Below are 18,920 nucleotides of genomic sequence, written 5' to 3'. Positions count from 1 at the left end.
TCCCAAGCGGATATTAATAGAGAGCTCTCACCGAAGCAAGTTTTACAATTTGGAGAATAAGAAGTAAAAAACTTAAAGCAGTTGTTTGAAGAAAGATTCTCTCGTTTGAATGACAAAATACAAAATATCAATTCAACCCAACTAATTCTTTTTGGTGCTCCTGGCACAGGCAAGTCTTTTAAAGTAAACTCGATTCTTCCTAATGAAGATATTTTTGGAAGTGCCTGGTGAAATCAGAAAGCAGCTGTTCCTTGATTCTGACACGGCGAAAAAGGCTCATTACGCAGAGGTCCTTGACAACAAAGAAAAATTCGGCGACATTTGGAATGTAGATGAACTTTCTGTGTTAGTTAGTCGTCCTTTAAAATCCCGCCCAGCCCGCATAACTATTGGGAAAAACTGATTTCTACCCTGTGAAAATATTGCAAGGTTTTCTAAAATATGATTGAAAACCTTGCAATTTTTTATGTACAGACCGCCAAAATCCCACGCACAGACAAGCCTTTTCTGTTCCCTTGAGGAGCAGTTGAACCACAAGCATTCCCTCTACGTTCTCGCGAACAAGATTGACTGGAACAAGTTCGAGACCGAGTTTTCGAAACGGTTTGACGACAAAATGGGTGCGCCGAACAAGCCGATCCGTCTCATGACCGGGCTCATCATCCTGAAGCACATCCGCAACGTATCGGACGAGTCCGTCGTGGAGCAGTTTCAGGAAAACGCCTATTACCAGTATTTTTGCGGAGAACGGTTCTTCTCGACGGAGCAACCCTGCGACCCGAGCGAACTTGTCCACTTCCGGCACATGATTGGCGAAGCGGGCATGGACATGATCCTCAAGGAAAGTATCCTCGTCAACGACGACCACGATAAACAAGGACCGACAGGATGCGGCACGGTCTTTCTTGACACGACCGTGCAGGAAAAGAACATCACGTTCCCTACAGACGCCAAACTTGCGAACAAGATAATAGAACAGGTACAGAGGATCGTGGAAGAGCATGATCTTCCGCAAAGACAGTCCTACAAGAGAACCTTGAAGAAGGTCCATCGTGACCAGCGTTTCCGCAATCACCCGAAGAACGGCAAGAAGGCTCACAAGGCAGATCGCAGGCTGAAGACAATCGGGGGACGGCTCGTCCGTGAATTAGAGCGAAATCTCGCCAGCAAGAACTTGTTGAACACGTACAAAGAAAAAATCGAGCTTTTCAAAAAAGTTCTGGCACAGAAGAAATGCGACAAGGACAAGGTCTATTCGCTTCACGAACCCGAAGTAAAATGCATCGGCAAGGGCAAGGAACACAAGAAATACGAGTTCGGCAACAAGGTGTCAATCGCCCGGAGCTACAGCGGCATCATTGTCGGCGCGGTCTCGTTCCGGGACGAGTATGACGGACATACGATAGACGATACGCTTGACCATGTTGAACAAATGCTTGGATTCAGGCCGAGCCAGGCCGCATGCGACCGAGGCTACCGCGGACAAAAGGAATCCGGAACGACAAAGATCGTGATACCGGACGTCCCGAAGAAAAACGCGACTTACTACCAGAAGGAAAAGGCTCACAAGCTTTTTTGCAAGAGGGCAGGCATCGAGCCTATCAACGGCCACCTGAAAAGCGACCACCGTATGGGTAGAAATTTCTACAAGGGAATCTTTGGCGACATGCTCAATGCAAAGCTTGCAGCAGCGGCGTTCAACTTCAAGAGGGCCATGAGGCGCTTTTTTGTCCTGTTGGAATGGCTATACTGTTGCTTCCTTTGCCGGGAAGGGGTGAATAAAAACGGCGAACCTCCTTATCCTGCGCTCGCGAAGTGACTTTTTAAGGGTCAACTAGTTAGTCGTCCCTTAAAATCCCGCCCAGCCCGCATAACTATTGGGAAAAACTGATTTCTACCCTGTGAAAATATTGCAAGGTTTTCTAAAATATGATTGAAAACCTTGCAATTTTTTATGTACAGACCGCCAAAATCCCACGCACAGACAAGCCTTTTCTGTTCCCTTGAGGAGCAGTTGAACCACAAGCATTCCCTCTACGTTCTCGCGAACAAGATTGACTGGAACAAGTTCGAGACCGAGTTTTCGAAACGGTTTGACGACAAAATGGGTGCGCCGAACAAGCCGATCCGTCTCATGACCGGGCTCATCATCCTGAAGCACATCCGCAACGTATCGGACGAGTCCGTCGTGGAGCAGTTTCAGGAAAACGCCTATTACCAGTATTTTTGCGGAGAACGGTTCTTCTCGACGGAGCAACCCTGCGACCCGAGCGAACTTGTTCACTTCCGGCACATGATTGGCGAAGCGGGCATGGACATGATCCTCAAGGAAAGTATCCTCGTCAACGATGACCACGATAAACAAGGACCGACAGGATGCGGCACGGTCTTTCTTGACACGACCGTGCAGGAAAAGAACATCACGTTCCCTACAGACGCCAAACTTGCGAACAAGATAATAGAACAGGTACAGAGGATCGTGGAAGAGCATGATCTTCCGCAAAGACAGTCCTACAAGAGAACCTTGAAGAAGGTCCATCGTGACCAGCGTTTCCGCAATCACCCGAAGAACGGCAAGAAGGCTCACAAGGCAGATCGCAGGCTGAAGACAATCGCGGGACGGCTCGTCCGTGAATTAGAGCGAAATCTCGCCAGCAAGAACTTGTTGAACACGTACAAAGAAAAAATCGAGCTTTTCAAAAAAGTTCTGGCACAGAAGAAATGCGACAAGGACAAGGTCTATTCGCTTCACGAACCCGAAGTAAAATGCATCGGCAAGGGCAAGGAACACAAGAAATACGAGTTCGGCAACAAGGTGTCAATCGCCCGGAGCTACAGCGGCATCATTGTCGGCGCGGTCTCGTTCCGGGACGAGTATGACGGACATACGATAGACGATACGCTTGACCATGTTGAACAAATGCTTGGATTCAGGCCGAGCCAGGCCGCATGCGACCGAGGCTACCGCGGACAAAAGGAATCCGGAACGACAAAGATCGTGATACCGGACGTCCCGAAGAAAAACGCGACTTACTACCAGAAGGAAAAGGCTCACAAGCTTTTTTGCAAGAGGGCAGGCATCGAGCCTATCAACGGCCACCTGAAAAGCGACCACCGTATGGGTAGAAATTTCTACAAGGGAATCTTTGGCGACATGCTCAATGCAAAGCTTGCAGCAGCGGCGTTCAACTTCAAGAGGGCCATGAGGCGCTTTTTTGTCCTGTTGGAATGGCTATACTGTTGCTTCCTTTGCCGGGAAGGGGTGAATAAAAACGGCGAACCTCCTTATCCTGCGCTCGCGAAGTGACTTTTTAAGGGTCAACTAGTTAGAAGAAAAACTTTCTGAAGTCGATTCAGAAGATAATGTCAGCAACCCTGAACATAGCGCACTTCAGGCTTACATAAAATTCCTTAAAGAATACAAGTTTGAACGCAAGTTTCGCACCACATTTCACCCGGATTACGATTACGCACAGTTTGTAGGCGCATACAAGCCTAGAAAAAAAAGACGACTATCAGGATAAAATCACCTATTCCTTTGTTCCGCAGGTTTTCGCAAAGGCTTACGCTGCGGCTTGGAAGCTGTATTTGCAGAGAGATTCCCGTGATTCTATCGGGGCTTCGCCCCTCCAGAATGACAGCGGGAAAGATATTCAAGTCTATCTCGTTATCGAAGAAATCAACCGCGGGAACTGCGCCCAGATTTTCGGAGATATTTTCCAATTGCTCGATAGGAATGGCAAAGGTTTTTCTGATTACAGCATCGATATTGATAGTGATTTTGCTGATTGGCTAAAAAAGGATTCAAAGGATGGATTGCAAACCGTTTGGAGCGACTATATCGGCTTTAGTTATGAAAAAGATGGTAAAGTAATACACCCTGTTTCCGAAAGAAGTATTGCCCTTCCGCCGAACTTGAACATTCTCGCCACCATGAACACCAGCGACCAGTCGCTGTTCCCCATGGATAGTGCGTTCAAGCGTCGCTTTGATTGGGAGTATGTGCCGATTTCGTTTACGGACGAAGAAGGAAATGAAAAAGAAGCTGCCAAGTACGAAATAGACATTCCTGACGCTAACGGGAAGAATTATCTTTGGAAAAATTTTGTCGAAACCGTCAATGATAAGATTCTGGATCTCACCGAATCCGAAGACAAGCAACTCGGCGAATTCTTCATCAAGCCCGATAGCGGCAATGTCATTTCTAAGGAACGGTTCCTCGGCAAGGTGATGTTCTACCTTTGGAACGAAGTCTGCAAGGACGAACACAAGAACGGCTCATTCTTCCGTGCAAAAATCAATGACAAGGAAGATTTCTTTACTTTCCAGGACCTTTACAAGAAAAAGGACCTTTTAAAGCTGTTCTTGGACGAATTATTAAAAGAAGAGGGGTAATATATGTACGTCCCTCCCTTTGAAATCACGCCAAAAATAATCGACCTTATCTCAAAGATATCCGAAAAAATAGGCGAAATCAATTCCTTGGAATCTAGTGCCCACCATGTCGAGCTCCGCAGGGAAAGTCGTATCAAGACTATACACTCGACACTGGCGATAGAGAACAACTCGCTGAGTCTTGAGCAGATCACTGCAATCATAAATGGCAAGCGGGTTCTTGGTGCTCCGAATGAAATTCAAGAAGTAAAAAATGCCATCCAGGCATACGATTTGCTATTGTCATTGGACTCAACAAAAGAAAAAGATCTATTGCGTGCCCACGCCCTCATGATGAAAGATTTGGTTCGCAACAATGGTAGATACCGCAGTGGCGGAGTGGGCATATTCAATGGGCAAAACGTGGTCCACGTCGCACCGCCGGCGAGCAGCGTTCCGGCGCTAATGAAAGACCTGTTCAGGTGGGTGAAAAGGACAGATATCCACCCGTTGGTAAAGTCTTGCGTCTTTCATTACGAGTTTGAATTTATACACCCGTTCCAAGATGGAAACGGACGCCTGGGTCGCTTGTGGCAGAGCGCAATTCTAAAGGACTGGAAAAAAGTTTTTGCGTGGATTCCGGTTGAATCTCTAATCCAGAAAAATCAAGCGAAATATTATAGGGTGCTAAGAGCTTGCGATGCAACAGCCGACAGCACCGCCTTTGTTGAATTCCTGCTCTTGTTGATTTTGAAGGCTGCTGAAGAAATCGTCCAAAACGAAAAGAGGGTGACTGTAAAGGTGACTGTAAAGGTGACTGTAAAGGTGACTGTAAATCAGAAGAAAATTCTGGAAGCCGTCAAGAAGAATCCTCATGTCACTTTGGACGAACTTTCCAAAAAAATAGGCATTTCGCGCAAGAGCATTGCGGCAAATGTAAAGAAGCTTCAAGAAGCAGGCATGCTGAAACGCAACGGCGCAGACAAAAACGGCTATTGGGAAATTGTCGGATAATAAATGATTTTCCTGTTCGAACAGTTCGCCTATAGCGAAAAATTCCTGCAAAGCGTCCTTCCGCTAGAAAAGAAGGGCGGTAATTGGGACTTGCCGAAGGGTTTTGTTACAAAAAGAAAATCCGGCGAGTTTGTACTAGACGGCGTAGGGTATCTTTATAACAAGTCCGCAAAGGGCACAGCGAAGGATTCTGACGACAAAATCGTTTTCGTGCTGCCCAAGGTGTTCTTGGAAGATGGCGTCAGGGCGTTCGGCAAAGAAGTAAAAGGTGACGCCAATTTCACTCTTGAAAATGCACCCAAGGATTTTCTCGCGAACCTTTCGATGTGGGTCTGCTCCTCGATTGCGCAATACCAGAAACTGCATCCGAATGACAGAGCTATAGAATCTCCGAACGTCCACCGTTTCGGTAGCGATGCCGCAGCCCCGACTCTCATCGACGTGATGAATGCGATGAAGCTGTTCTACACCGAAAACAAGAACCTGTTTGTGTTCACGGCCAAGAACAAGCACAGCGGCAACAACCGCATTGACTGGCGCCGCACGGTGGCACACACGCAGCCGTTTATGCAAGGTGACGCGCCCATCTACATGGAGCTGGAAAACAAGAAAAAAGTTTTCGACCTGGACGACCGCCTGCTGGTGCTGTACTTTTCGGCGATGCACTACATCGAAGAGACTTTCGGCTTCAAGATGCCGCATTCCGAATTCTACGCCCCCATGCGCGTGAATGAATTCCGTCGCTTGCTGGGGCACCGCGGCCTCGTGGAACTGAGCCGCATAAAGCACAAGTATTTTGCCGACAAGTTCCTGAAACTCTACAACATCGTGAAAGCGTTCTTAGAGTGGGGCGGCAACTTCAGCGCAAGCGATTACAGCAGCGAATACCTGCTCACGAGCAAGTACAACAACGTATTCGAGGCGATGATCGACAAGCTGGTGGGGGATGACTTGCCCAATGGCATGAAATATTTGAAGGACCAGAAAGACGGCAAAATCATCGATCATTTATACAAAGACCGCCAGCTCATATTTGCCGATGAAGAACAGAAAATCTGGTTCATTGGCGATAGCAAATACTATAGCGATGGCAAAAAGATTGAGGGTTCCTCCATATACAAGCAATTCACCTATGCGAAGAACATCATTCAGTACAACATTGGCGAACTACTGGACAATGGGAACAGTTTCAAAGGCTTGCTTTATCGCGATGAGCTGACTGAAGGCTACAGCGTTACGCCGAACTTCTTTATCCGCGGGTATCTGCCGAATAGCGATGGCGATAAGGAATCGCCGCAGTTTCGTGAGCCCTATTTCAGAAACGACATATCGGAAGAGTTGATAAAGAACGAAGAAGATTCTAATAGCTATCAGCTCATAGACGATGAGGGCAATCCAATCGGTTCCAATAAAGGACAGTCTCTTTGGAACCTGCGCAATCGTCATTTCGAGAACCGCCTCTTTGACCGTGACACGCTTTTATTGCAAGTGTACAACGTGAACTTCTTGTATGTGCTCAAGGCGTACACATCCAAACGTTCGTCCTTGCGAGATGAATTCAAACGCGATGCCCGAGAGAAGTTCCGAAAGAATTTTTTGAATTTACTTAGAGATAAGTATTATTTCTGGGCCATATATTTGCCGGACTGGCAAAAACCCGATTATGCCGAACGGCTCCAGGATTTTGTTGACCGCCATTTCCGTGCGCTAGTGGGCCGCGTATTCCAGCCTGCAGAAACGCCACATTGCCTGATACTCGCGCTGGAACGTGATGTCGTAGACAAATCAAAAGAAGGCGACAAAGACGATTACCGAGCAATCCGAAAGATTGTTGACGAAGCCAAATGCGAAGTCTTTTACATATGGTCCCATGAAATATGGGAAGACGAAGATCTTCGCAAAAATTGCGGATGGAAAGCCATCGAAAAATAGCGCGCGTGTTGACTTTCCGCTGGCCTCTTTGTACATTTATCCCCGTATTACGACAATCCCTGCGACAGTCGGCATAGGCCTTGCGGCCCGTACGTGCATCCGCAGTGGGGTTCATCAACCTTTTTGTTGATGTTGTTGGATAGCTGATAGGAACACGACCTATTCGAGTGTGTGGCGAAAGCCGCGCCAGGTAACGCCGGGGAAGACCCTCGCCAACAGCACCGCAAGAGCATCCCAAATATAAACAAACCCTAATTGCGTCCGCAATGCAGACGCAATTAAAATCGTTTTTAACGTTCGCACATGCCGTGCGAGTAGAGGATTATTATGGCAAGAAAAACTGATAAATTGGCCGTCGCAGAGTTCCCACTCATCGACGAAACCCTGCTGAAATCGCGGATATACACCATTCGCGGGGTCAAGGTGATGCTCGATGCCGACTTTGCCGAGATTTACGGGTATACGACCAAAGCATTCAATCAGCAGGTCAAGAATAATATCGAAAAATTCGATGACGATTTCCGGTTTCAGTTGACGAGGACGGAATATCGCGAAATTCTAGGGTCAAAATTTTTGACCCTAGAACAGGGAAAATACTCAAAAACCAGTCCCTACGTTTTTACCGAACAGGGCATCTACATGCTTATGACTGTGCTCAAGGGCGAACGGGCGACTGCTCAAAGCAAGGCTTTGATTCGCCTTTTCAAGCAGATGAAGGACTATATCGTTGCTGAAAACCATCAATTGCTCGGGACAGCGGGAATTGCCCAGATTGCAGCACAGACTGTTCAAAACACGCGCGAAATCGCAACGGTTTCCGCTGAAGTAAAGGAGCTTTCCGGCGAAGTTCGCGATATCCGGAGCGATTTGGGAAAAATCAATGTGGACCTCCGGATGGTCATGGAAAATTTCGTTGATCCTTCGTTTTTCAGGCACTTCCTGATTCTGAACGGCCACAAGCTGGAGGCGGACGTCGCTTACGCGCAGATTTACGGCATGGCGAAGAAGTCGGTGCTGATTATTGACAACTATGTCAACATCCAAACGCTAGAAAAAACAGAAAATGCCCGCCTCCTCGAAGACGGGCAACGTTATTGAACTTTGTGAAGACCTGTTGCGAAATTATCGACCAAGGCTAGCTTTCAAGGAAAGGACATCCTCTTCTGAAAGCTTCGAAATTCGCGCAACCTTTTCTACAGAATCGCCATCGGCAAGCATGGCTTTCGCCATTTCACGACGTTCATCAGCACGGCCTTCCACCAAGCCTTCTGCACGACCTTCTGCGCGACCTTCTGCACGGCCTTCTACCCGACCCGCGGCACGACCTTCTTCAAGGCCTTCAGCACGGGCATGTTTCTTTTCAACGTAAAGTTCATATTCACGATCAGCCATTTTGACAGCCTCACTTACCAGAAATTCTTCCGTAAATATACTCAATCTGGCTTTTTCCTGCAATCGAGCAAACGGCGAGTCATCCGACACCGCCACGGGACATTCCCGATTCATACCGTCAATGACTCGAAGCCATTGAGCCAACATGCTATTGTCTGCATCGTATTTGCCCTTCAAAAATTTCGGGATTTCGACAAGCGTAAACGTCTGCTTCTTGTAAAAATCCTTGTTCTCCTGATTTTTGAGTCGGACCGTGTGCAAATAGTTTCTCGATTCCGGGAAAGCGTCAAACATTTGCAAGCTGATCAAATTCAGATTGCGCAAATTATATCCCTGTCCCTTCACGAGACTTGCAACCGTATGCTTTGCGGCATAAAACACGAGGCGACCTCTAAAGCTTTCGTCTTCAATGTGTTGCACCTCCAGCACAATCCGTTCCAGGCTTTGCGCGGTCATTACAACGTCCGATGTAATGCTCTTGCTAAACGCCCCGGGCTCCGCCGGATTTACAAAGTCGAGATGCTCCAGGCAATCGCTTCCATGAAGGCAAAGGACCGCATTCAAAAAATCTACCGTGATCGACTCGTTTTCAGGAGTGCCGAAAAGCATCTTGAAAATGTTGTCGTTATAAATGTAGACATACTTGTAACGTTCCTTGTATTTTGCGATACACTCCGGGACATCGCCTCCCTGCTTATGCGTTTCGCAGATGTCCTTGAGCATGTTTGCGTACTGTTCTCTATTCACTAAATATCCTTTTGCCGACAAGCGGCGAATAGGCGACCGAGAATTCTCTATCACCTTATTTTAAATTGCAGTTCACAAACAATTACCGGACAATCTTAGAGCACTTCTAACGCTGCCGATTATTATCGGCAATCGTTTGCAAACCAGTTTACGACATGGTTTTTACGTCCGCGTTTGCAGACGGTGCTCTACGTTGATAGCCACGGGGCCGGTTCCCCACAGGGCAACTGTCTCGATTTGCAAAGCGTCAATTTCGCAAAGGGAGACGACCTCAAGCAGATAGTGAAACTTCCTGCCCGAATCGAATACGCTGTCAGCAGGATTAATTATCAGCGTGAAAGAATATAGAAAACAAACTTTTATTGATGTGGAAAACCATTCAACCCTTAGAATTCTTGTGTTGCTTAAAACATTCCGCAAATCTGCTAAGAACGAACCCAAAGCACTAAAAAATGTAAATTCACACATAAAATTAACACTTTTTAATGTATATTTTTAATATGGAACGCAAAATCATCGAAAAATTGATTGAATGGAAGAATTCTCCGTCACGCAAGCCACTGATTCTCCAAGGGGCACGCCAGACCGGGAAAACATACTCCGTCACCGAATTCGGGGCAAAATATTACTCCGACGTGATTTACTGCAACTTCGAACGAGACCCCGACCTTTCCTCCATTTTTTCAAACTTGGCACCAAGCCACATTTTGCCTAGACTGTCCGCCATCAAGCAAAAAAAAGTGATTCCTCGCGAAACTCTCGTCATTTTCGACGAAGTGCAGGCCTGCCCCGAAGCGCTCACATCGCTCAAATATTTTTGCGAAGAAGCTCCGGACATCCACATCATTGCATTGGGGTCGCTCCTCGGAGTTGCCGTCAATCGAAACCAGTATTCCTTCCCTGTCGGCAAGGTTGAAATCATAGATATGCACCCGCTGGATTTCGAAGAATTTTTAACCGCACGCGAAGAAAATTTTCTCCTTGAGCAAATCAAGGAATGCTATGCAAAAAACAAGCCGCTCGAAGAAGCTTTGCACAAAAAGGCTTTAGAAGCCTATAGGGAATATCTTTTTGTCGGAGGCATGCCCGCCGCAGTCAGCAACTTTGTTCAAAATCATAATCCTCTCCAAACGGACATCATCAAGAACGACATTCTCGCGGCTTATCAAAATGACATGAGCAAATACAACAAGCAAAGCGAAATTGCCAAGACCCGACTCGTCTACGCAAGCATAGGAAAACAACTCGCTAAGGAAAACAAGAAATTCCAATACAGAGGATTAAAGCCCGGCGCACGAGCTAGCGAATTTGAAAACGCACTCGAATGGATTACCCTTGCCGGAATCGCATCTAAAGTTGCCCGCCTCGAGCATATGGCATTACCGTTCAAGGCAAACGCATCCGACTCTGATTTTAAGCTGTACATGAGCGACGTTGGCCTGTGTTGTGCATCGCAAAACGCCACGTACGATGACGTCGTCTACGAGAATCCGTTATTCAACGACTTCAAAGGCGGTCTTGTTGAAAATTACGTTTATACGCAATTAAAAGCCAACCATCTAGAAACGTATTACTGGAACGAGAACAATCAAAACGAAATTGATTTCATCGTTCGGCTAAAAAACAAAATCATTCCCATTGAAGTCAAGTCGTCAACTCACAACAAATCACAAAGTCTCAAAAGCTTTGTTTCAAAACACAAATCGCCCTACAGCATCCGGATATCCGCAAAGAATTTCGGCATTGAAAACGGAATCAAGTCTGTCCCACTTTATGCTGTGTTTATGATCAGGTGACGTAGCGCATTAACTTCACTTCATCGCATTTTGCAAAGTCTTTGAGGTACAATCAAGCTTTTGAGCCGCAGCTTCTTGAGTTCCATATTTTTCGCACGAATACTCAGCAAGTTTTTGCTGGAAAAGCTTGGTAGCCTCTTTCCAAGTCAAGTTTTGGAATTCTGAAAATTCCCCAATATCAAAAGTTCCATTCGAAGAGTCATCCGCAGGAAGATCTTTCAGGATTTCCGCAATCGTCTTTTTGCCATTCCATGCTATAAACTGGTAAGCAACCGACTGCAATGTTCGGAAATTTCCAGACAACCTGGAAGTCCTAAAATATTTTTCAAGATACTTATCCATGGGAGCGTCCTTAGGAGAGCTATCCAACCGGACTGTCTTCCACACTTCATTCCAGTCCCCCACAATATCTTCACGACATTCCCGCAAAGGCGGTATATTCACGGTATAGAAGCTAATTCGATCATAAAAATCAGGATCCAGTTTTTGACGAAGTTCCTTTTCTGTCAAATTTGATGCACAGACAAGTTCCACATCCGCCGTAGATTCCTTGTCATCGCCCAAAATGCGATAGCGATGTTTTTTGTCTTGCAATGTTCGAAGCAACTTGCGTTGTACACCTTTCGGCAAATCCTGAATTTCATCCAGAAAAAGAATTTTACCGTCAGCCTCTCCAAAATAGCCCTTTTTGTCAGCCGTAGCACCAGTAAAAGAACCTTTTTTATGACCAAACATCGCAGATTCAGCCAAATTAGAATCCAACGTTCCACAGGCTACCGAAACCACTTCTTTTTTCTTAATCTTAGAAACAACAGATTCAACCAAACGGCTTTTGCCAATGCCGCGTTCTCCCAGCAAAAGCATCGGCACGCCTTGAACGCTCGCGAAAACACGAATTTGCTCTAAAGCCTTTTTACGAGCTTCTGATTTTACAGACTCAGGTTTATAAATAGCCTCTTTCGGGTTTTCCCTTTCATATCGACGGAGTTCACTTAAATACGTATCAATCGGGAAATCAACCTTGTCACAAGTCGTTGCTCCCGTCTTTCGATTTATTTGTGAGGACAGTAATTGTGTTCCTTCAGGGAAAACGCCTCCAGCATATAAAATAATCCAAACAGCATGCATCGCCGGCGTACCCGAAGAGACATTGATGAACAAATTTGGTTCATCATTCACCATCGGGAGAATTTCTCGCTTTATAATCTCATAAATCTCTTTATGTGCAGTCGGATTCTTGACATTCACCTCTACCGGATTTATAGCTGAACTAAGCGGTTGTACTTCTTTCAACTTTTCCACATATTCTTTTTGATAAAGGTATATAACCTTTTCAACGTCATATTTCTGACCCAACTTTTTCAATAAAGACTCTAAAGCACTAGGATCATTATTGACGGCCATCCAAGTAAGCAATGTGATTTTCGTTTTCATATCAATTGGAATATACGAAAAATTTTTATATAAATAAGAAAAACTTTTCGCATTCTTGATATTTAAAACACGAAAAACGCTACAAAAACCACATTCATAAACTTGGCACAATTTTTGCACAGACTTCCAAAGAAAACACATTTAACCGCATACATCGTTTGTAAAAAATGTATATAGTCACACAAAGGAGTATATCATGAGTGTATTCGATACCGTCGTAAGCATCCAATCTCGTCCACTTCCCGTAATCATTCTTGCGGACGTAAGTGGCAGTATGAATGAAATCGGAAAATTAGATTCGTTAAAGCACGCTTTGAATAACATGATCAGTTCATTCAAAGACGCTTCATCGTCAGCTCTAGAAGCTGAAATATACGTTTCAATCATAACGTTCGGCAACCAAGCCGCAAACATCATTTTGGAACCACAATCAGCTAGTGAAATAGCCAATGATCCTTCTAAAATGAACGTCATTAACAAAATGCAAGCTATAGGCGACACACCTCTCGGCAAAGCTTTGACTAGCCTTGTTGATTTGCTAGAAAATAGAGAAATCTACCCTTCCCGCGCATATCGTCCTTTCATCGTTTTAGCATCCGACGGAATGCCTAACGACCTTTGGCAACAACCATTAGATAGGCTTCTTAATAACGAAAGAAGTAAAAAAGCAAATCGACTCGCCCTCGCCATTGGCGCGGACGCAGACGAAAGCATGCTGAAAAAGTTCGTAAACAACGAAGAAATGCCCATTTTTAAGGCGAACAACGCCATTGAAATACAAAAATTTTTCAAATGCGTTACCATGTCCGCAATCAAAAGTTCCCAATCCGCCAAGCCAGGCGAAATAGCCCCAAACGATATCATCAGCCTTTCTGAAAACGTTAAAGAGCTATTTGACGAGGACTAAATTTGCTTACAGAATTTTTCACTCGTTGCAAATGGAAATATATCCAAGCCTCAGCACGTGGTCCCGGACACATCAGAGAGAACATTCCAAACCAAGACAGTACGTTCATCGGCTTTGTTGGTAAATTTCTTTTAGTGATGGTCTGTGACGGTTTAGGCTCCCACGCCCACAGCGATTACGGGGCAAAAACTTTATGCAAGCTATTCACTCCATGCTTTAAAGAATGGAATCAAATCAAGCCACACGATCTTACAGATTTTCTAAGATTACTGCATTGTCATTGGTTGATGTATTCGCGCAAGTATGGAGCAGACAAGTGCGGCAGCACTTGCCAACTAGCTATCATAAATAGCAAAGGTAAGGGATGGTTGGCCCAATTGGGCGACGGAATGACTCTTGTAAAACACAATGAAAAAATCAACGTATTCGCAGATAATAAAAATGGTTTCGGCAATGAAACATCCGCTATGGGAAACTATGACATTTCTCCCCTTTGGCGAATGAACAAAATTGACCTATCCTCATCAAAAGATCGACTACTCATGATGACCGACGGCATTAGCGAAGATATTTTACCAGAGGCAATCGAAAATTTTGTTTCCACATTTGATATTTTTCTCAAAAGTTCAAAAAAACAAGCGCAAAAAGAACTTACAAACGAATTGATTCATTGGCCAACCCAACACCACATAGACGATAAGACAATCGTCGTCATTGAACGAAGGTGACTAATTATGTTTACAGACGAAATTGTAAAGCAAAATAAAATCACTAATGTTGAAACCGAAAGTGCAGGCATTTTCGAACTAAAAGAATGCATCGGTGAAGGTGGCCAAGGAGCCGTATATAAGACCCAGCGGACTAACTTACTCGTCAAACTGAGCTACACTTCAAAAGGCTTCAATCAGGAAACAGTCTATAGACGCTACAGGAATCTTCGTTCTAGAATCGATTTGCCCGACTATATCGCAAAGCCTCTAAACGAAATCAAGCCTATAGAAAAAGGAGGCAAAATCTTCTATGGTTACGTCATGGAACTAATGGAAGACATGGTTTCGTTAAGCAGTCTTCAATGCAAAAAAAACGAATCATTTGCTTTATATCTTGATCGACTAGGTGGCATCCGCCGCATCTACACACTTTTGCGGAAGCTTGCTGAAATTCTTGAACAAATTCATTCCGTAGGATACTGTTACGGAGACTTAAATCCTAATAATGTTTTTATTTCAAGCAATACAGAATATAATGAAGTTCAATTAATTGACTGTGACAACATGGTCATTGCCGCCGACTTCAACGATTCTATTGCATTCAAAGGATTCTCCGCTCCTGAAGTTGTAAGAGAACATAAGTTCAACACGCCCTTGAGCGACACATGGAGTTTTGCAGTCATAGCATTCTTTACTCTACGACAAGAGTTGCCGTTCCACGGCAAACTCGTAACCGATGCTGCAACCATGGAAATATCCACCATGGGAAAAAAAGAGGAGGAATCGGATCTTCCCTTTATTGACGACATGGACAAAGACAACACAGGCAAATCATCGGCTCTCCGCAATCTTTTGGAAACAGAAATGCTACAGAGTCTTTTCAAAAGGACTTTTTCCGGTGAAAAAAGTTTTTTGACAAGGCCCGCCCTATTTGAATGGATTGAGACGCTTCGAATAGGCGAAACATCTTTTATGAAATGCAAGAATTGCGGAAAGCATTATATCAAAGTCAGCAAGAAGCATGAATGTCCGTTTTGCGACAAAGAATCACATACTCCATATATTCTTATACTCAATACCATTCTTGCAGGGAACAAAATTCAAGACACAGGTTTCAGCCATCCCGCGTATCTGCTAGAGGATACATCCACCCTAATGAACATTCCCATAGCAGAAACCAAATCGGCCAACATCGAAGCATCATTCAACGTATCCAAGCAGCAACTGAGCATACTACTGACCGATCAGAAGGAGCTGAAGGTTACATTAAACATCCCCAAAGAAAAAACCACGAAAAGCTGCACCCTAAAAAAGGGGATATCCCTCCTTATCGACGTCAAGGAAGGCAAACAGTACCAAATTCTTTTCCCCGAATACACACGAACAAACATTATACATGATGATTCCAAAGAAAACGATCCCTTGAAATTCAGGAGCGTCATCCTATTCAAATACTGGGGTGAAGAATGAATAACGAGCAACTGAATATCATTGCATGCAATTCTTCGGCACAAGTCATAGACGCCATATTTGACAATGACGGAAAATTCGAAATCGCCAAACACGATGTTTTGGAATTCACCCCAAGCGGATATTTCAAAAACTACAATCATCCAGAAAGGATATTCTGGCCACAAAATTCACATCCATACAATCAGGAGTCACTCTACATTGTAGATTCCGTAAAACAAGCAGAAAAAAAATACGAGGTGACCCTAAACAAGTGGGATTTTGGCGGACCGACCATTATAGGAAACACCGAACAGACATGCTGCATCGTCATTCCAACCTACAGGCTCATAGAAGTCACTAAGAAACATGGTTTTAAAGAAACAGAACAGGCACTTGAATGGTTCAAAAAAGAGTTTCTTTTCCAAACCACTGAAAATTCGTACTTATTTTTTAGAATTCTGAGCAATACGTCAAATTTGGAAGGAGGATGGCTCGGATGCAATTATGTTGCAAATATCGAAAGTAAGAAGGTAGATGGCAAGGAGTATCTCTTTGTCAGCAATCTAAAAAAGTCTCCTCAAAAAAAATTGAATGTACAAAAAGGGATTGCACACATTCGATTCGTATCAGAACAAGAAGTCATCGTAAGCGATCCCATTTTGAATGCACAGTTAGCTAAGCAAGCAGCAGACCCAAACTCCATCATAAACCTTTGGGAAAAGTATAATCAGGTTGACGCAAAGATGCTGGAAGATTATAAAATCCAGTCTGGCATCCTTCGCATCGAAAAGATAACAGCCAAAGGAGAAAACTGTAGCGCAACACTTCAAAACAAATCCGAAGAAATAGAAAATTTCAAGAACATATACGATCAGCTGAACGCCAATCAAAAGAATTCTTATTCCATCTACGTTTTCTCGAAACGTAAGAGTTACAATATTTGCGACGAACGGATTGACGAGAAAACAAGAACAGTTTCCTGGAAATGGGGCGAAAGAAAACCTAAATATGACAATAGCGAAAAGCTAGAACTTGAGGGATTCGCCATAGATTTTAAACCATGGTCTATAGCATCCAACCGCAGAACAGCAGCACTAGAAAATATCCGAACACGCAACATTCCCATTGCATCTATTACAGACATTTTAAATAAAACGACGCTTCCCGCCTTCGGTTCCGCAGCCATTCCCAAAAGGCTGAATGACCTAAAAATTGAAGCGGCATTCGGTAACAGAAAACCCTATGAAGCACAAAAAAGAGCACTAAAGGTTTGTCTGAGCACACCTGACATAGCCCTTATCCAAGGACCTCCCGGAACAGGAAAGACCAGCGTTATCAACGCATTACAAAAATATCTACAATCGATAGACCCAAAGCATCCCGAAAAAATGCCTAGCATATTGCTGACAGGTTTCCAACATGTAGCTGTTGATAATGTGGCTGACGGAAGCTCAATTTGGGGACTTCCCGTATTTCGCTTTTATGGTGAACAAAAGGACAAGGAACAAATCTTCAGAGGACTCCAGAAATGGCAAGAAGATACCGCAAAAAAAATTGACGAACAGATAAATAAGTTACAGTCCGACTCGCAGTACATCGAATACGAAAAATTGCAAATAAGCCTTAATGCACTAAGCGCTGCAAGCTCTTCTTACGAAATACGAAACCTACTACAAGAAATCATCAATCTTGCCGTCACAAACAGCATCCTTTCTCCGTCAGAAGTGGATACTCTTAAGGAACTCAAAAAGAAATTCCAAGTCAAGCAAATAAACAATAAATTCTACCAATGCCTAATGGGATTAAGAACAACCAACACGGGATACAATGACGACGGCAAGAGAATGATCGAGCGAGTGTTGGAATACTACGATTTACGCAAGAATTCCTTGAATTGTTACGCCCTGGAAAAAGGGTATGATCAGCTAAAGAAACTAGCGAACTCCAATCCTAGCCAAAATGACCTTGACTGGATTGAAGAACTCAGAAACAAGTGCATTGAGCAAATGGTACCCAATCCAACGGATTCCTTTGACAATCATCTGTTCACAAGTCTAAAGAATTATATTGACACGACCATCGAGCCCAACATCAAAGAACGCATCAGGCAAACCGACCTACAAAAACTGATTGTTTTAAACGGCTATAAGGAGAATGTCAAATTCAAATCCATCAGAAACGCGATGCTCCGTTACGCCATGACCTATGCGGCAACAGTACAGCAATCAAAAAGTGAATCTTTTGTAAGGCTTCTTGGTAAGAAAAACTTTGAGTTTGATTACGTCATCATCGATGAAGCCGCTCGAGCAAATCCTCTTGATCTATTCATACCCATCACCTTAGCCCGAAAAAAAGTTATACTAGTAGGCGACCACAAGCAGCTCCCCCAACTTGTTAATCAAGATATTCTAGAGCAAATGGAATCCAGCAATGATTCTAGGGAACGGTTCGAAGAATTGAAGGGCTTTATGGAAAAGTCTCTATTCGAATCTTTATGGGATTATTTAAAAACAGAACGAAATGATGGCATTGTACGCACGGTAACTCTCGACACTCAATATCGTATGCCGCAAAAACTAAGCGACTTTGTAAGTCGAAATTTTTACGGAGACGAGACACATATTCAAACCGGCAAAAATCCCAATGACTGCATTCATCATGTTTCAAGATACACTAAGAAAAATGGAGATTGCAAGTGTGCGGTTTGGGAAAATGTCGATAGCAAGGAATCTGGAAAAATAAGCAAAACGAACGAGGCTGAAGCTGAGCTAATTATTAAGCGCATAAAGGAAATTATCAAGGAAACTGACGAAACTATTGGTGTTATTGCCTCATACAGTGCACAAACACGACTCATTGATAAAATTGCTAAGTCAGACGCAGAACTCAAGAAAAAAATTGACAGCAAACAACTAGAAATCGGATCTATCGACGCCTTCCAAGGTCGACAATTCGATATCGTGTTCTTCTCCGTCGTTCGTAGCAACGACAGAAACATCTTCGGGTTCCTAAAATCGGAAAACCGCCTGAACGTCGCATTTTCGCGTCAAAAGAAACTTCTCGTGGTTGTAGGAAATAGAAAAATGTATGAAACAGAAAAAGCACAAGAGGAAGTTCCCGCATTAAAAGAATTTATTAAACTTGCAGACGAGGAAAAATAAT

The 18,920-nt window shown here is 44.1% G+C and carries 13 protein-coding genes; 11 read left to right on the top strand and 2 right to left on the bottom strand.

The window, feature by feature from the left end; genetic code table 11:
- Positions 1–466: 466 nt before the first annotated feature.
- The 6 genes from BGX16_RS08325 (at position 467) to BGX16_RS08300 (ending at position 8,418) form a co-directional block, all read left to right on the top strand.
- A complete protein-coding gene (locus BGX16_RS08325) occupies positions 467–1,819 on the top strand; it encodes an IS5 family transposase (protein ID WP_198514888.1) in 1,353 nt (450 codons plus the stop codon).
- A gap of 135 nt (positions 1,820–1,954) precedes the next feature.
- Positions 1,955–3,307 (top strand): IS5 family transposase, encoded by a 1,353-nt coding sequence (locus BGX16_RS08320; protein WP_198514820.1) that lies wholly within the window; start codon positions 1,955–1,957, stop codon positions 3,305–3,307.
- Between the two features lie 281 nt (positions 3,308–3,588).
- Positions 3,589–4,395, top strand: coding sequence for a hypothetical protein (locus BGX16_RS08315; protein ID WP_100425628.1), 807 nt, complete (start codon positions 3,589–3,591; stop codon positions 4,393–4,395).
- Positions 4,396–4,398: 3 nt separating this feature from the next.
- Positions 4,399–5,388 (top strand): Fic family protein, encoded by a 990-nt coding sequence (locus BGX16_RS08310; RefSeq protein WP_100425627.1) that lies wholly within the window; start codon positions 4,399–4,401, stop codon positions 5,386–5,388.
- Positions 5,389–5,391: 3 nt separating this feature from the next.
- A complete protein-coding gene (locus tag BGX16_RS08305) occupies positions 5,392–7,320 on the top strand; it encodes an LlaJI family restriction endonuclease (protein WP_100425626.1) in 1,929 nt (642 codons plus the stop codon).
- Positions 7,321–7,647: 327 nt separating this feature from the next.
- Positions 7,648–8,418 (top strand): ORF6N domain-containing protein, encoded by a 771-nt coding sequence (locus tag BGX16_RS08300; RefSeq protein ID WP_100425625.1) that lies wholly within the window; start codon positions 7,648–7,650, stop codon positions 8,416–8,418.
- Between the two features lie 24 nt (positions 8,419–8,442).
- On the opposite strand, the gene BGX16_RS08295 is transcribed toward BGX16_RS08300, so the two are convergent.
- Entirely contained in the window at positions 8,443–9,459 is a 1,017-nt protein-coding gene (locus tag BGX16_RS08295) for an Rpn family recombination-promoting nuclease/putative transposase (protein ID WP_157797941.1), read from the bottom strand.
- Positions 9,460–9,959: 500 nt separating this feature from the next.
- Between BGX16_RS08295 and BGX16_RS08285 the strand changes: the two genes are divergently transcribed.
- Entirely contained in the window at positions 9,960–11,255 is a 1,296-nt protein-coding gene (locus BGX16_RS08285; RefSeq protein WP_100426803.1) for an ATP-binding protein, read from the top strand.
- A gap of 15 nt (positions 11,256–11,270) precedes the next feature.
- Here the strand turns inward: BGX16_RS08285 and BGX16_RS08280 are convergent, their stop codons facing one another.
- Entirely contained in the window at positions 11,271–12,809 is a 1,539-nt protein-coding gene (locus BGX16_RS08280) for a sigma-54-dependent transcriptional regulator (protein WP_241899498.1), read from the bottom strand.
- A gap of 76 nt (positions 12,810–12,885) precedes the next feature.
- On the opposite strand from BGX16_RS08280, the gene BGX16_RS08275 reads away from it, so the two are divergent.
- From BGX16_RS08275 to BGX16_RS08260, 4 genes are read left to right on the top strand one after another with little or no spacing between them, the layout of a single operon-like run.
- Positions 12,886–13,596: a vWA domain-containing protein gene (locus tag BGX16_RS08275; protein WP_100425621.1), complete on the top strand. Its 711-nt coding sequence runs from the start codon at positions 12,886–12,888 to the stop codon at positions 13,594–13,596.
- 2 nt (positions 13,597–13,598) lie between these two features.
- Positions 13,599–14,324 carry a PP2C family serine/threonine-protein phosphatase gene (locus BGX16_RS08270; RefSeq protein ID WP_100425620.1) on the top strand — a complete coding sequence of 242 codons (726 nt, stop codon included), beginning with the start codon at positions 13,599–13,601 and terminating at the stop codon, positions 14,322–14,324.
- 6 nt (positions 14,325–14,330) lie between these two features.
- Entirely contained in the window at positions 14,331–15,776 is a 1,446-nt protein-coding gene (locus BGX16_RS08265; RefSeq protein WP_100425619.1) for a protein kinase domain-containing protein, read from the top strand.
- Positions 15,773–18,919: a DEAD/DEAH box helicase family protein gene (locus BGX16_RS08260; protein WP_100425618.1), complete on the top strand. Its 3,147-nt coding sequence runs from the start codon at positions 15,773–15,775 to the stop codon at positions 18,917–18,919. Before BGX16_RS08265 ends, BGX16_RS08260 begins: the two co-directional genes overlap by 4 nt.
- The last annotated feature ends 1 nt before the right edge of the window (position 18,920 follow it).

It is taken from the genome of Hallerella succinigenes (assembly GCF_002797675.1).
In the GTDB taxonomy this organism is placed as follows: domain Bacteria; phylum Fibrobacterota; class Fibrobacteria; order Fibrobacterales; family Fibrobacteraceae; genus Hallerella; species Hallerella succinigenes.
Note: the sequence above shows the minus strand (reverse complement) of the source record. Positions and strands in the feature narration are given on the sequence as shown.